At 42.5% G+C, this 14,821-nt stretch carries 13 protein-coding genes; 6 read left to right on the top strand and 7 right to left on the bottom strand.

Annotation, left to right across the window (positions count from 1 at the left end):
- Positions 1 to 6: 6 nt before the first annotated feature.
- The 4 genes from moeB to moaA all read left to right on the top strand — a co-directional run bounded on the left by moeB (position 7) and on the right by moaA (position 3,509).
- The gene (gene moeB / locus ACFQ1M_RS15740) at positions 7 to 1,113 is read left to right on the top strand and encodes a molybdopterin-synthase adenylyltransferase MoeB (protein WP_386409912.1); all 1,107 of its coding nucleotides are present in this window, start codon (positions 7 to 9) and stop codon (positions 1,111 to 1,113) included.
- Complete coding sequence (locus ACFQ1M_RS15735; protein WP_386409910.1) at positions 1,094 to 1,537, top strand: molybdenum cofactor biosynthesis protein MoaE; 444 nt, start codon at positions 1,094 to 1,096, stop codon at positions 1,535 to 1,537. Before moeB ends, ACFQ1M_RS15735 begins: the two co-directional genes overlap by 20 nt.
- A gap of 62 nt (positions 1,538 to 1,599) precedes the next feature.
- Positions 1,600 to 2,517, top strand: coding sequence for a bifunctional molybdenum cofactor biosynthesis protein MoaC/MoaB (moaCB, locus tag ACFQ1M_RS15730; RefSeq protein WP_386409908.1), 918 nt, complete (start codon positions 1,600 to 1,602; stop codon positions 2,515 to 2,517).
- Positions 2,514 to 3,509 (top strand): GTP 3',8-cyclase MoaA, encoded by a 996-nt coding sequence (moaA, locus tag ACFQ1M_RS15725; RefSeq protein WP_386409906.1) that lies wholly within the window; start codon positions 2,514 to 2,516, stop codon positions 3,507 to 3,509. The genes moaCB and moaA overlap by 4 nt, the downstream gene beginning before the upstream one ends.
- A gap of 1 nt (position 3,510) precedes the next feature.
- Here the strand turns inward: moaA and ACFQ1M_RS15720 are convergent, their stop codons facing one another.
- Complete coding sequence (locus tag ACFQ1M_RS15720; RefSeq protein WP_386409904.1) at positions 3,511 to 4,302, bottom strand: DUF2797 domain-containing protein; 792 nt, start codon at positions 4,300 to 4,302, stop codon at positions 3,511 to 3,513.
- Positions 4,303 to 4,413: 111 nt separating this feature from the next.
- Between ACFQ1M_RS15720 and ACFQ1M_RS15715 the strand changes: the two genes are divergently transcribed.
- Together ACFQ1M_RS15715 and ACFQ1M_RS15710 are read left to right on the top strand one after the other, a co-directional pair.
- Positions 4,414 to 5,928, top strand: a complete 1,515-nt coding sequence (locus ACFQ1M_RS15715) for a GH3 auxin-responsive promoter family protein (RefSeq protein WP_386409902.1) — start codon at positions 4,414 to 4,416, stop codon at positions 5,926 to 5,928.
- A 252-nt stretch (positions 5,929 to 6,180) separates the two neighbouring features.
- A complete protein-coding gene (locus ACFQ1M_RS15710; protein WP_386409900.1) occupies positions 6,181 to 7,824 on the top strand; it encodes an OmpA family protein in 1,644 nt (547 codons plus the stop codon).
- 123 nt (positions 7,825 to 7,947) lie between these two features.
- Here ACFQ1M_RS15710 and clpX read toward each other — a convergent pair whose 3' ends face one another.
- The 6 genes from clpX to ACFQ1M_RS15680 form a co-directional block, all read right to left on the bottom strand.
- Positions 7,948 to 9,180, bottom strand: coding sequence for an ATP-dependent Clp protease ATP-binding subunit ClpX (gene clpX, locus ACFQ1M_RS15705; RefSeq protein WP_386409899.1), 1,233 nt, complete (start codon positions 9,178 to 9,180; stop codon positions 7,948 to 7,950).
- Between the two features lie 28 nt (positions 9,181 to 9,208).
- Positions 9,209 to 9,883, bottom strand: coding sequence for an ATP-dependent Clp endopeptidase proteolytic subunit ClpP (gene clpP, locus ACFQ1M_RS15700; protein ID WP_386409897.1), 675 nt, complete (start codon positions 9,881 to 9,883; stop codon positions 9,209 to 9,211).
- Positions 9,884 to 9,972: 89 nt separating this feature from the next.
- Positions 9,973 to 11,295: a trigger factor gene (gene tig, locus ACFQ1M_RS15695; protein WP_386409895.1), complete on the bottom strand. Its 1,323-nt coding sequence runs from the start codon at positions 11,293 to 11,295 to the stop codon at positions 9,973 to 9,975.
- A gap of 91 nt (positions 11,296 to 11,386) precedes the next feature.
- The gene (locus tag ACFQ1M_RS15690) at positions 11,387 to 11,734 is read right to left on the bottom strand and encodes a phage holin family protein (protein ID WP_386409893.1); all 348 of its coding nucleotides are present in this window, start codon (positions 11,732 to 11,734) and stop codon (positions 11,387 to 11,389) included.
- Between the two features lie 157 nt (positions 11,735 to 11,891).
- Positions 11,892 to 13,418, bottom strand: a complete 1,527-nt coding sequence (locus tag ACFQ1M_RS15685; RefSeq protein ID WP_386409891.1) for a G-D-S-L family lipolytic protein — start codon at positions 13,416 to 13,418, stop codon at positions 11,892 to 11,894.
- 26 nt (positions 13,419 to 13,444) lie between these two features.
- Entirely contained in the window at positions 13,445 to 14,707 is a 1,263-nt protein-coding gene (locus ACFQ1M_RS15680) for an OmpP1/FadL family transporter (RefSeq protein ID WP_386409889.1), read from the bottom strand.
- Between the last annotated feature and the right edge of the window lie 114 nt (positions 14,708 to 14,821).

Genomic DNA, 14,821 nt, shown 5'->3' with positions numbered 1-14,821 from the left:
ATAATTATGAACAATCGATATAGCAGACACATATTGTTAGAAGAAATTGGCGAGCAGGGACAACAAAGGCTCAACCGTGCCAAGGTCTTGGTCATTGGAGCTGGCGGTTTGGGCTGCCCAGTACTTCAATATCTCACCGGCGCCGGGATCGGCGTCCTTGGCATTGTCGACTTTGATGTCGTGGAACGCTCCAACCTTCAGCGTCAAGTATTGTTTGGTGAGGATGTTCTTGGTAAGAACAAGGCGTTGGCAGCTAAGGATCGGTTACAAGATCTTAATCCCGAAATAACGATCAATGCGTATCCAGAGAAATTGTCACCGACAAATGCCATTTCACTATTTGAAAACTATGATATCATCATCGATGGATCGGACAATTTTGCCACCAGGTATTTGGTGAACGATGCCTGCATTATCACCAATAGACCTTTCATCTACGGAGCTATTTATAAGTTCGAAGGTCAGGTATCGGTCTTTAATTTTAAAGGTGGCCCTTCGTATCGCTGCTTGTTTCCAACTCCTCCAAAAACGGGAAGCGTACCGAACTGTAGCGATATTGGAGTTTTGGGCGTACTTCCTGGGATCATAGGTAGCATGCAAGCCAACGAAGTGATAAAGATGATTTTGGGCATTGGAAAAGTTCTCAGTGGTAAAATGTTACTTTACAATACGATGACCACCCAAACTTCGACATTTACCATAAAGCGAAATGACCTTGAGATAGCAAAGGTGAAGCGTACCGCCAATAATTTTCATATTCAAAATTATGAGCTGTTCTGCGGAAATAACAGCATCAAAGAGATTTCGATTTTCGAGGCGTTAAAGAAGCAAGATACCCTATTCGTCGATGTTCGGGAAGCGCACGAAATGCCAAAAGTAGGGATCGTATCGGCGATAAACATCCCGCTTCAACAATTAGAAGAGAAGCTCGATGATTTAGATAAAGAGAAAGAAATTATCCTGTTATGTCAAACAGGAGTTCGAAGCAAGAAAGCAGCTGAGATCCTTCAAAAAAAGGGATTTGGAAAAGTATTCAATCTCAGGGGAGGCGCGGTCGATCTAGAGAAAGAACCCATTTTGAAATTAGCAAACAATGGAAAAAAAGAAACCTAAAAATGTATTTGTCCAAGGCCCGATCACCTCAGAATTCATTGGACGATCCATCGCCAAACACCAAAGCAAGACCAGCATCGGAGCTCATAATATCTTCTTGGGACAGGTGAGGGGCGACATGATCGATGGAAAAACGATCACAGCGATCGAATACTCGGCCTATGAGGAGATGGCCAACAAGAAGTTCCATGAGATTCGCGAAGCTACCTTCGAAAAATTCGAGCTTACCTGTATGCACATCTATCACAGTCTTGGAAAAGTAGCCGTTGGAGAAATTTGCCTCTTTGTCTTTGTCTCTTCGCCGAGGCGACGGGTGGTCTTCGAGGCATTGGAGTTTGTTGTGGAAAAGATCAAGGCCGACGTTCCGGTCTTTGGGAAAGAACTATTTGAGGATACCTCCCATCAATGGAAAGTGAACAGCTAAGATGCATCATTCAAGTAACAAAACTTGACACATTGTTATTTGAGATTTGAAATTTCATCATTATGATTGACATCACACATAAAACAACGACCCTTAGAATTGCCACGGCGCAAGCCATTGTAAAAGTCAGTACAATGGCTACCATTGAGGCAATTAAAAACAATACCGTTCCCAAAGGCGATGTCTTTGCAATGAGCAAGGCCGCAGGTCTTTTGGGCGTTAAGAAAACACCCGAACTGCTCCCCGATTGTCATCCATTACCTATCGAGTACACAGGGATCGATTACGAAATAAATGATTTGGAGATCAAAGTGCTCGTAACCATTAAGACCATATATAAAACCGGTGTCGAGGTCGAGGCCATGCACGGTGCAAGCGTTGTCGCTTTGAACATGTACGATATGTTGAAGCCCATTGACAAGGGCGTGGAGATCCACCACATAAAATTGCTGAACAAGAAAGGTGGAAAATCTGATTACAAAGATCGTTTCAGGCGAGACTTAAAAGCCGCGGTCATCGTTTGCTCGGATACCATTTCTGAAGGAAAGAAAGAAGACAAGGCTGGAAAGGCCATCATTTCAAAATTAAAGGAATGTGAGGTGGAGATCATGGACTATGTTATCATTCCCGATGAAAAGGATATCATTCAACAAAAAGCGAAAGACTATCAAGGCAAAGGTGCGGACCTCATCATTTTTACTGGAGGAACGGGTCTGTCGATACGCGACGTGACCCCAGAGGCCTTATTGCCTTTGATAGATAGGAACATTCCTGGTATTGAGGAGGCCATTAGATCGTATGGCCAGGATCGTATGCCGTATGCGATGTTATCGCGTAGCTTGGCTGGCACCATTAGGAATACGCTGGTTCTGGCTTTGCCAGGATCCACAAATGGCGCAAAAGAATCGATGGAAGCCGTATTCCCATCCGTTTTACATGTTTTTAGAATTTTGAAAGGAGCAAGACACGAGGAATCATGAGTATTTTACAGGACAAATTTGGTAGAGAACACAACTATCTTCGGATATCGATCACCGAACGATGCAACTTGCGCTGTACCTATTGCATGCCTGCCGAAGGTATAGAACTATCTCCGAAATCACATATAATGAGCTACGAGGAAATATTTGATATCGCTAAAGAATTCGTGGCGCATGGTGTAACGAAGATACGACTAACGGGCGGTGAGCCATTGGTGCGAAAAGATGCCCATGTCATTCTCGAAAAACTAGCCACCCTTCCAGTACGGCTTACCCTTACGACCAACGGTGTCTTGGTGGACAGATTTATAGATACCTTCAAAAAATGTGGCATCAAGAGTTTGAATGTGAGTCTTGACTCATTGGACATTGAGAAAAATACCAAAATTACACGACGGAATTACTTCAAAAGGGTCTATGACAACATTTTGCTTCTTTTGGAAGAAGGCTTTCAGGTAAAAGTGAACTGCGTATTGATGAAGGGCTTCAATGATGACGAAATTATCGATTTCATCAATTTGACCCAGAAATTACCCCTGCACATTCGCTTTATAGAGTTTATGCCCTTTGATGGAAATCGTTGGAATTTTGACAAATTGGTGTCTTTGAAAACAATCCTTGAGCGAGTTGATGCAGCTTTTGGCCAAGACGAGATACTAAAACTTGAAGATGCGCCAAACGACACCACAAAAGCCTATAAAATAAAGGGTTTTAAAGGAGACTTTGCTATTATCAGTTCTGTGACCAACCCATTTTGTGATGGTTGCAACCGTATTCGCTTGACGGCCAATGGACAATTAAAGAACTGTTTATTTTCAACTGCGGAGACCGACCTGCTTTCCGTAATGAGAGCGGGTAGATCGATCGTTCCTATCATTGAGAAGACGATCCTGGCAAAACGCGCCGTTCGCAATGGAATGGAGACCTTGGAAGATTTCAAAAACATGGATTCGCACTCACAAAATCGGAGCATGATAAAGATCGGTGGCTGATCTAATTCACCGAGATTGAGACCACATAGCCCTCATTGGCACGAATATTAAAGACGGTATTATCCTCAAAGATGAGATACTGGCCTTTGATACCTTTGAGCACGCCACTGTAATTAGGGGTTTTATCCAAACTTAGGCTTTTCACCTTTTCGGGATACTGCAATACGGGAAACTCTAAATTGGTTTCCGAATTATTCTCTATAAAGTAATCCTTAGCTTCGTCTGGTATGTATTGCCTCAATTGATCTCGTTGTACAACAAGATCTTCATCTTCAACCGAGTTGGTGAGCATTTTTCTCCAATTGGTCTTGTCAGCGATATGTTCTTTAAGTGCGACCTCCGTGATGCCTGCCAAATATCTGTTAGGCACCTCTACAATTTCAATGGCCTCGTGAGCGCCCTGATCGATCCAACGCGTTGGAACCTGAGATTTTCTGGTGACCCCTACCTTTACACTACTGCTATTGGCCAAATAGACAATATGGGGTTGAAGCTGCACCTTCTTTTCGTAGGCAAGATCCCTGTCTTCTTGGTCTAGATGCGCCTTGCTCAATTCTGGTCGCATCACCCAATCAGCCGCTTGGGGAATTTCAAAAAAACAGCTTTTACAGAAGCCTTGGCGATATATCGGTCTTTCGAGATGGCAATTAAGGCATTCGAAACGCTCAAAGGAGATGGCGATCTCCCTATCTAAAAGTTGATTCATATTGATGAAATCACTTCCCATATCTAAATAATACTGGATAGGACTTGCATTTTCTGTGGTCATCTTGGTCAGAACCCCTGTAAACATACTTTCAACTTTTTTGCTATTTTTATTAATCGAAACGCTTTAAACGAATGTAAAAAAACTTTTTCCCGTACACAATCTTTTTGCAATTTTGCCAAATAAGCCTAGACCAACATGCCAATACCCTTATTCAATTCGATCGTTTCTTGGTTTCTTAAAAAACGGTATCATCAAATTGAGCTGTTTATAAAGTACCCGAACGAGGTACAGCTAGAGCTGTTGCACCAGCTGTTGTCCGCGGCAAAGGATACTGAAGTGGGTCGATTGTACGACTTCGATTCCATGAACAACTACGCCTCTTTTGCCGAGCGCATCCCGGTAAGCACTTATGAAGATATCGAGGGCATCATCAATAGAAGTCGCAAAGGAGAACAGAATCTGTTTTGGCCCACGCCAATAAAATGGTTTGCAAAATCTAGCGGCACCACCAACGCTAAGAGCAAATTTATCCCTGTGAGCGAGGAATCGCTGCAAGATTGTCATTTCAAAGCTGGGAAGGATATGCTTTCGCTTTATTTCAACAATAATGAAGATTCCAAGCTGTTCACCGGAAAGAGTCTTCGACTTGGTGGCAGTAAGGAATTGTACGAAGACAATAACACCTATTTCGGTGATCTTTCAGCGATCATTATCGACAATTTGCCGTTTTGGGCTGAATTGAGTAGCACTCCGAGCCACAAGGTCTCTCTAATGGGCGAATGGGAAAGTAAAATGAATGCCATCGTCAATGAGACCATTCACGAAAATGTGACAAGCTTAGCTGGCGTTCCCTCTTGGATGTTGGTATTGCTGAACAAGATATTGCAAGAAACAGGTAAAGAGCATCTATTTGAAGTATGGGAGAATTTAGAGGTATACTTTCATGGAGGCGTAAACTTCAATCCCTATCGCGAACAGTACGAACGCTTACTACCCAAGGAAAACTTCAGGTATTATGAGATCTACAATGCGTCTGAAGGATTCTTCGCGATCCAAGATCGCAACAACTCTGATGAGATGCTGTTAATGCTCGATTATGGTATATTTTATGAATTTATCCCCATGGAGACCTATGGTTCGAAAGATCAGAAGGTAATTCCATTAAGTGAGGTCGTCATCGGAAAGAACTATGCCGTGGTCATCACTACAAACGCTGGCCTATGGCGTTATCAGATCGGCGATACCGTTCGTTTTACCAGTGTCGACCCTTACCGAATCAAGGTAACTGGGCGCACAAAGCATCATATCAATGTTTTTGGCGAGGAGTTGATCATTGAAAATGCAGAGGAAGCCCTCAAAAAAGCGTGTCGCTCCACCGCCGTTGAGATCATCGACTATACGGCCGCACCCATCTTTATGAAAGGGCGAGAAAAAGGCGCTCACGAATGGTTGATAGAATTCAGAACGCCGCCTGAGAATCTCAGCGCATTTACCCATCAACTGGATCTTACGCTACAATCCTTAAATTCGGATTATGAAGCCAAACGTTACAACAATATGACGTTGAACACCCCTAAGATTCACGTTGCAAGGAGTCGTTTGTTCTACGATTGGCTAAAACAAAAAGACAAACTGGGAGGACAACACAAAATTCCTAGGTTGTCCAATACAAGAGAGCATCTCGAAGAGCTTCTCGCGATGAATACTTAATTGATAATCAACGTTTTGAGGCTGTTTTTTTACGAGCATCCTTGATACTTCTTATCTCATTATATTTTTAAAGTATTTTCTTACAAAATGTGGTGAACCTTTTCTTTTTTGTGGTGAAACCATAAATTTATGTGGTGGCATGTGCATTTCATCGATATTTTTTTCATGTTAATCAAATAAAAAAGTGAAAGGACTTTTCAACTCTTACTTTTACAACGCACTTATAACCAATAACTTTATTTTTAATCAGTAATGAAGAATTTCCTCTTAAACGTTGCACTGCCCCTTGCAATAATTGTCACAAGTTTACCTACCCTATTTGCCCAAGGACCCGTTCAGGAATTCACTGCAGAAGCAACGTTGAGTCCTTTTGGTGTCTATGCCCCTTCCGCTAGCGCCGAGATCATCCGAGAATTGGATCCAAACGGATTCAAATACAACGTAAAGAATCTAGAGGTGAACACCAAATATGGTGAGCACAGCACTTCTTTCTTCCGCAAGAAGCTCATTTATGCTTCTTCAAAGAAAATCGGAGCATTCTACGCTAAAAAAGATAAAAGGACCGGCGAAGGTTTTGAGGACCTTTATTGTGCTGAGATCGACTTTTACGGAGAAGCCTTAAAGAGTCAGAACTTTTCAAGGGTTTTAAACACAAGACAAGAGCACGAAGCGGACGCGACCTTCAATAGAGACCAGTCGATCATATTTTTTAGTCGAAGTGATGAAGCGGATGACTATAAGCAAAAGATCTACAGAGCAGAATTGGTAAATTATCAATGGACCAATTTCGAAAAGATGGAGTTCAATCTAGATGGGTTCACTTACGAAAATCCTGCACTTTCACTCGATGAAAACACCTTGTACTTTGCTTCGAATATGCCAGGCACTTTAGGAGGTTACGATATTTTCAAAGTAGTGATGCAAGAAGACGGTACGTTCTCCAAGCCTATCAATCTAGGAAAGAACATCAACACCACAAAAGACGAGAAATATCCGTATATAGCAGAAGACAATGGAGCCTTATACTTCTCATCTGACGGCCACTATAATATGGGAGGTATGGACATCTTTGAAAGTAAGATCACCAATGATGGCACATATAATTTTCCAGTAAATATGGGAAGTTCCATCAATAGTGTGTCTGATGACATCGCCTTTATGATGGACCTCACGGCTACCGGCTTCTTCACCTCTGATAGAGATGGTGGAAAAGGTGGTGACGACATCTATCATTTTGTAAGAGAGCGTGTTACACAAAGACTTACATTGAGAGCTGTTGAATTTAATACAGACATGCCACTTCCGAATGCCAAGGTGTTGGTAAAGGATGCATATGGAAGAGTGGTGAGAGAGGCCCTGACCGACAAAAACGGTTATATCGACCTAGGTATCATTCCTTACAACTCGTATACCATAGAGGCTTCCAAAGATGGCTATAAGGATCTTAAGACCTATTTTGAAAGCGATCGAGGTGACCGCCATACTTTTGAAGAAGCGTTACAGATGGAGCAAAAAGATGCGGAGATCGTGTCCCTAGCTGATAAGACCATCATCGAAGTAGAACAGATCTATTTTGATTTTGACAAGGCCAATATCAAGGACGAGTCTACATTGACATTAAATAAAATTGCCAATATTCTGAATCAATACCCATTGATGAATATCCAGATAGATGCGCATACCGATGCGAGAGGTACCGATGCTTACAATCAGACACTTTCAGAAAAACGTGCAAAAGCTACCTTGGATTATCTTATCTCTAAAGGAATCGACCAGAATAGGATCATTGCAGTAGGACACGGAGAATCAAGACCTGTACATACCTGTAAGAAAGGCTGCAATGAAACGATGCATAAAGAGAATAGACGTGTAGAGTTTGTTGTGCTAAACATGTGATTTTACAACCATAGACAACCAACCAAACCAATCTATAGACAAAAAGAGGCGTTCATGTAAAAATGAACGCCTCTTTGTTTATTCGCTTGTTAGATACAATATTAACGAATACTTCTTCTTTCGCTAGGAGACTGCCTTGAGTTTCTTAATGGCAGATTTGGTAAGTTTCTGCTCTGCGTACGACTTGGTCACTTTTAAAATGGTCTCATCATTTCCAGGCATTTCAAACATAGCATCGGTAAGGATGGTCTCACAGAGCGACCTCAACCCTCGGGCTCCCAGCTTATACTCCACAGCTTTCTCTACGATATATTCCAAGGCGCCATCGGTGATGCTAAAGTCTATGTTATCCATAGCGAAGAGCTTCTCGTACTGTTTGATGATCGCGTTCTTTGGTTCGGTAAGAATTGCCCTTAGTGTTTTGTTGTCTAAAGGATTCATATGCGTCAATACTGGCAAACGACCGATGATCTCAGGAATCAACCCAAACTCTTTCAGGTCTTTTGGGATGATATACTGCAAGAGGTTATCTTGATCGACCGCATCCTCGCTTATCGAAGCGATATATCCTACAGCTTGCATATTCAAACGTTTGGTGATAATTCTATCGATACCATCAAAAGCACCCCCAGCTATGAAGAGAATATTCTCGGTATTTACTTCGATGAACTTTTGATCTGGATGTTTTCTACCGCCTTTTGGTGGTACATTCACCACGGTTCCCTCTAGGAGTTTCAACAATGCCTGCTGAACTCCTTCTCCAGATACATCTCTAGTGATCGATGGGTTGTCGCTTTTTCGTGCGATCTTATCGATCTCATCGATAAAAACGATACCGCGCTCTGCTTTTTCGAGATTGTAATCAGCCGCTTGAAGCAAGCGTGTTAGAATACTTTCCACATCTTCACCGACATAACCTGCCTCGGTCAACACGGTAGCATCTACGATAGCCAGAGGGACGTTGAGCATCTTTGCGACAGTCTTGGCCATTAGGGTCTTTCCTGTACCAGTTTGGCCAACCATTACTATGTTGCTCTTTTGAATTTCTATGTCATCATTGCTGGCGGGCTGCAATAATCTTTTATAATGATTATAGACTGCCACGGACATCACTTTTTTGGTGGCCTCTTGCCCAATGATAAATTCATCTAAAAATGCCTTGATCTCTTGAGGCTTCTTAAGAATAAGTTCAGAGGAAAGCTCAGTGTTCTTTGATTGTTTTGATTCTTCCAAAACAATCCCATGGGCTTGCTCAATACACCGGTCGCATATATGCGCGTCCAGCCCAGCAATCAATAGATTGGTCTCTGGCTTCTTACGCCCACAGAATGAACATTCTAACTCTTCTTTCGACATGCTATCCTTTTTTTATATAAATCGCTTCTCAATCTCTAATTAAAACCTCATCAATCATGCCATAATTCTTGGCCTCTTCAGCTTTCATCCAGTAATCCCTATCACTGTCATCATAGACCTTTTCGAATGTCTGGCCCGAATGCTTGGCGATGATCTGATATAATTCGTCCTTTAGTTTCAGGATCTCTCTCGCTGTAATTTCGATATCGGAGGCCTGTCCCTGAGCACCTCCTAGTGGTTGATGTATCATCACCCTAGAATGTGTAAGACCAGAACGCTTTCCCTTTTCACCTGCACATAGTAATACAGCCCCCATCGAGGCAGCCATTCCAGTACATATCGTAGCAACATCTGGCTTTATGAATTGCATCGTATCATAAATTCCAAGTCCGGCATACACGCTACCGCCTGGAGAGTTGATGTAGATACTGATGTCCTTGGACGAATCCACGCTGGCCAAGAACAATAATTGCGCTTGAATGATATTGGCCACCTGATCATTGATAGCGGTGCCCATAAAGATGATGCGGTCCATCATTAAACGTGAAAACACGTCCATCGCCACAACATTCATCTGGCGCTCCTCAATGATATTTGGAGTTAGGCCAACGGGATACATAGAGCTCACTATCTTATCATAGTACATACTGCTCACCCCATGATGACCGGTCGCATATTTTTCAAATTCCTTACTGTAATTCATGTTGAATTTTAAGATTTTTAAACGATAAAAGGCGTTAAAAACGATTGTTTTTAACGCCTTAAAGATAGTACAATTATTTTTTAAAGATCCTAGCCATAAACTTCTTTAACGAAGTTTTCGTAAGTGATCTCTTTTACCTTCAAATTTGCTTTTTCTTTGAAAAGTGAGAGCATTTTTTGACTCATCAATTGCTCGGACAATCGTTTCACTTCTTCTTGATTCCCAAGAATACGTGCTGCAATGTCCTCCAGTTCCTTTTCTGCAGGATTCAACTGGCCAAATTGCGCCATCTGTCCTTTGATCATTTCCATCGCATACGCTTTCAGCTCCTCAAATTTGATCTGAAGATCATGCTCCTGGATCAATTTTCCTTCGATCAACTGATAGCGAAGCCCTTTCTCTGACTTTTCATACTCCTCGCTTGCCTGGTCGTCTGTTAAAGGCTCTTCACCAGTTGCTTTGATCCACTTCTTTAAAAATTCTGCTGGTAGATCAAACTTGGTGCTATCGATCAAGTACTCGGTAACATCATTCAAAAGCTTTTGTTCTGCCTGTTGTGCAAACTGTCGCTCGGCATCAGCCTTGATTCGCTCTTTAAGTTCGGTAACCGACTTCACATTTCCTGGACCGAACAACTTATCAAATAATTCTTGGTCCAGATCTGCTAGTTCGCGGGTATTGATCTCGCTAACCGTAAAGGTCACCTCAATATCTAGGTCGTGTGCCTCGTCATGTGATACTTTTAGCGCTTGCATCAGATCATGATCATCTGCAAACAACCCTTTGGTCTTAAAAGTGATCACGTCATCGACCTTGGCGCCAACAAATTTATTCTGGTTTCGCTTTCCTTTGATCTTATCCAAAGAAATTGTGGTGGTATTATCAATCCCCTTTTCGCTATTGGTAAAAGTACCTGTGAGTTCATCACCCAAGGCTGCCTCATCTTTGCTCACCAACTTCCCATATTGTTTTTGAATGCGCTCTACCTGCTCGTCGACCATCTTTTTGTCGGCAACGATATGATATTGTGTAATGGCCTTCTTTCCTTTCAATTTAACTTCGAAGTTCGGCGCAAGACCCAATTCAAACTCAAAAGAGAAATCATCAGCATCCCAGTTAATATCGTCCTGTGGTTTTGGAAGTGGATTTCCTAATACGTCGAGTTTTTCTTCGACCAAATATTTATTCAAGGAATCTTGAAGTAGTTTATTGACCTCATCCACCATCACCGCTCTGCCATATTGCTTCTTCACCAGCCCCATTGGAACCTGACCTTTCCTGAAACCAGGAATATTAGCAGACTTGCGATAGTTACTAAGAATTTCGGCTACCTTATCAGAGTAGTCTTCTTTTGCGATATCTACCTTTACAACAGCATTTAGGGCATCGATATTCTCTCTTGTGATATTCATGAATCTAACATTTAAAACATTCAAATTTTGGCATGCAAAAGTACCACTTTTTTGCTTGCCAGCCAAGTATTTCGACCTTCTGTATTTTAGACTACTTTTTTTCTTCCTTGAGCAGTGAAAAAAAGATGGACTGGGCTATCGAAAGAAGCAAGCTGAACAAAATGGCCCACCAAATGTTCTCAACCGAAAAACCATTGATGAACTTATCGCAAATAACGATGATGAGACCATTGATAACAAGCAGAAAAAGCCCCAAAGTAAGTAGGGTGATTGGCAAGGTCAAGATAATCAGGATGGGCTTCACGATAAAATTGAGAAGTCCTAGAACCAATGCCACAATGATGGCAGTTACGTATCCGTCTACAAAGATTCCAGGCAATAATTTAGATAACGCTACCACAATGAGCGCCGTAAGTAACAGTTTCAATATAAATTTCATGGTCGGTCTGTTTAAAATCTAAGATACAAAAAATAGCGAGTCATTCTTAAAGTACAGCCCTCACCCAAATTTGAATAGTTCAAGTGAAGAAATTATCGAGATTAGATTTTTTATCAAAATAATTGAGGTCTCTCATACCATCTAATGTAGCTTACGATCATTCAACAAAGATCGTGGTAAAGGTTCCTGGATTTACCTTGGGAATCGTCGCATCATATTTTTGATTGATCGCATCTATAAAGGCATTTGCCGTTAAAGCATAGCCCCTTGCGGTCGGATGCACACCATCTAATGAGAATGCTCCGCCACTGGCAAAGGTTGAAGTGACAACTCCTTCATCGATGGCTATACCCCCATTGGCAACCTGTGATAATAGCGCCCTAGCATCGACAAAGGCAAGATCCAAACCATTCGCCGCATCGGCGATCACCTGATTATAGAATGCGTGCGCAGAAGCGACCTCTTCCTGTTCTGAAGGAAGTAGCACCCACTTGTCTTCTAAAGGAAAGGTGACGCCATTTATAGACAATTGTTCTGCAGTCGCCTGTGGAAGCCCCAGAGAAATCAATTGCTGAATCGTATCTGTATTTGCTTGACCAATGACTCTTGAACTGGGCAAGACCATAAGGTCATCGGCCGTCGCCTGCCTCGTCTGCCCATAGAGCATCCCAAAGACGGCAGCAGTCGTGGCATCCAAACCTCCGACTTGCAATGTCTGGGTCAGTGCCGTAGAAATATCCGGTAGTGATTCATCTTTGATCACAACGGCACTTGCGCCTGTTTCAGAAAATTGAATCGAACGCTCTGGAACACCCAAAAATGCGAAGGCACCGTTTAGTTCAGCGAATGTAGCGTTCAATGTTGGAATCTGAGGTCCAAAATTTGGATCCAAAGGACTCAGTGGTGCAAAAGGAACGGTTGTAAAGTAAGGAATAGAAGTCACATCAGGTAAATTGGCCACAACACCCTTACCCTCCGTCGCCTGTGCCAATGCTCCTGCAACGGCATCGTAAGCCGCCTTGAAAGTTGTTTCGGGCGTAAGCTCGTCCAATGCCAAGTCACCTCCAGATGTCGCATATCCCAAAGCATCATTATTCCCTATCCAAAGCATAAAAAAGGTGGGGTCTTGGGCCAAAGCATCATCGAGCACAGAGGCCGTTGCGCTTGAAGCAAATCTACCAAAATACGGATTTAATGTCCCATAGCCGTCTGCAACTAAGTGAAAGCTCTTTGCTCCTGGCACCCCCATATTGTTGAACGGCCCTGTTAGAATATTGGTCGCTTCCGTTGTAGGATCGCCTTCCAATATCACCGGTCCTTGGGGTGTTCCATCGGGATTCAATCGCAACACCAATCTATTATCGCTCACTTGAGTTCCCCCAACTTTTAATCCGCCAAGATTATCCGCCATTAATGGTTGATCAAAGACGCCGCCATCTACGAGCGAAAATTGATCCGCCATGATATTGGGTAGGGAATTCTGTTGACCATCTATATACAAAGCACCATCAGCAAAACCAGCTGTCAAAGAGTTTCCTAAGGCAACAAAGGTGGTGAAATCGGCATCTCCACTGGTGTATTGAACACCGTCTCGTACCTCGTTGACAAATTCTGGTTCGCAGGAGAGAAGACCGAGTCCGATGGTAAAAACTAGCGTGATCTTTATGTATTTTGAATGATTCATCGTTGTAAATTTCTAAAGTAGTTAGACTAAAGGCTATAGCTTATACCAATACCAGGAATAAAGGCATTGTTCTTGTAGGTCCCTCCAAAGGGTACATAATCAAAAGGAGCTCCCGCTTCACCGTCCGTATCGAAAAAGTCATAAGAAGCATCCACCTCGTCAAAGTGAATGAACAAGAATGAAGCATCGATGGCCCATTTGTTATTGATCTTGAACGTGAGACCACCGGTGAAGTTATCAGAGTTGTTCCGAGGAGTCTCTGGAGCAAAATAACCTTCCTGAACGGGAGATTCATCAAAGTAGTACCCTGCCCTGAAGGTGAATTTTGTATTGGCATCATATTGCACCCCAAAGCGATATGCAGATGAATTTTGATAATTCCTCGGATTGAACGATGCCCTGCCATTGCTAAAGAATACATTTAAGTTTTCGTAAGCATCCCAAAATGTCCTGTTTATCTCCATAGCAACAAGCCACTTTGTGGTAATTTGATATGATACTCCAAGGGATAACTCTGCTGGCAATGGGAGTTCAGCCGAAAATGTACCATCTGCGAACGTACTCTCCAGATTGGAAGGAATATTTTCAAAATCGGCCTTCCCGTCGGTAACCTCCATAATGATCTCTGAACGATAATTTATCCCTAAGGTAACCTTTTCTGATGGACGAAACATGACCCCAGCCGCGTATCCCCATGCCGTTATACCACTATCTTCAATGGACACACTGGCCCTATTTCCATTGGTATCAGTAAGTGTCCTGTTCAGGTTGCGATTAAAATTGACATTCCCTAAAGCTAAGATAGGACCCCCACCAATACTCAACTTTTCGCTAAGTTTTATCGATATAGATGGTTGCACGAAAATAGCGGCCAAGTCAATACTGTTCAATAGATGAGAACCCTCCCAGTTGGCTGGATATTCGACCCCACTTCCGTACGGCGTATAGATCCCAAGGCCAGCGCTGATATGATCGTTTATCTTATATGTGGCATATGCATAAAAGGGAGTTCCGACAGGGTTTTCGGCATCTGTAGACCATCCAAATTCCTCGTTTTGGAATCGTATATTAGAAAAGATCGGGGTAACCCCGATACTCGCAGAGAATTTCTGGCCTAAAAATGCCATTCCCGCAGGATTGAAAAACACGATCTCGGCATTATTGACAACAGCGACACCCGTATGCCCCATGGCAAGCGACTTCTGTCCCTGAAGCGCAACACGGTATCCACCAGCATAAGCCAAAGCGCTAAGGAGTACGATGGCCATTAACAAAAGTTGTTTCTTCATAATATGTCGAAATTGAATATTTAGTATGGTATTTTTTGAGAACGCCAATATTAAGATAAAATCCCAATATCGCAATGTTTGGCACAGCGTCTCATTTGTATATTACAAGTTGTG

This window comes from Sungkyunkwania multivorans (genome assembly GCF_042675645.1).
Classification (GTDB): Bacteria; Bacteroidota; Bacteroidia; order Flavobacteriales; family Flavobacteriaceae; genus Sungkyunkwania; species Sungkyunkwania multivorans.
This window is presented reverse-complemented; position numbering and strand designations above follow the sequence as displayed.

What these genes read in the sequence shown, in the direction of transcription:
- moeB (WP_386409912.1), top strand. Translation starts at nt 7, where the DNA reads ATGAACAATCGATATAGCAGACACATATTGTTAGAAGAAATTGGCGAG.
- ACFQ1M_RS15735 (WP_386409910.1), top strand. Translation starts at nt 1,094, where the DNA reads ATGGAAAAAAAGAAACCTAAAAATGTATTTGTCCAAGGCCCGATCACC.
- moaCB (WP_386409908.1), top strand. Translation starts at nt 1,600, where the DNA reads ATGATTGACATCACACATAAAACAACGACCCTTAGAATTGCCACGGCG.
- moaA (WP_386409906.1), top strand. Translation starts at nt 2,514, where the DNA reads ATGAGTATTTTACAGGACAAATTTGGTAGAGAACACAACTATCTTCGG.
- ACFQ1M_RS15720 (WP_386409904.1), bottom strand. Translation starts at nt 4,302, where the DNA reads ATGTTTACAGGGGTTCTGACCAAGATGACCACAGAAAATGCAAGTCCT.
- ACFQ1M_RS15715 (WP_386409902.1), top strand. Translation starts at nt 4,414, where the DNA reads ATGCCAATACCCTTATTCAATTCGATCGTTTCTTGGTTTCTTAAAAAA.
- ACFQ1M_RS15710 (WP_386409900.1), top strand. Translation starts at nt 6,181, where the DNA reads ATGAAGAATTTCCTCTTAAACGTTGCACTGCCCCTTGCAATAATTGTC.
- clpX (WP_386409899.1), bottom strand. Translation starts at nt 9,180, where the DNA reads ATGTCGAAAGAAGAGTTAGAATGTTCATTCTGTGGGCGTAAGAAGCCA.
- clpP (WP_386409897.1), bottom strand. Translation starts at nt 9,883, where the DNA reads ATGAATTACAGTAAGGAATTTGAAAAATATGCGACCGGTCATCATGGG.
- tig (WP_386409895.1), bottom strand. Translation starts at nt 11,295, where the DNA reads ATGAATATCACAAGAGAGAATATCGATGCCCTAAATGCTGTTGTAAAG.
- ACFQ1M_RS15690 (WP_386409893.1), bottom strand. Translation starts at nt 11,734, where the DNA reads ATGAAATTTATATTGAAACTGTTACTTACGGCGCTCATTGTGGTAGCG.
- ACFQ1M_RS15685 (WP_386409891.1), bottom strand. Translation starts at nt 13,418, where the DNA reads ATGAATCATTCAAAATACATAAAGATCACGCTAGTTTTTACCATCGGA.
- ACFQ1M_RS15680 (WP_386409889.1), bottom strand. Translation starts at nt 14,707, where the DNA reads ATGAAGAAACAACTTTTGTTAATGGCCATCGTACTCCTTAGCGCTTTG.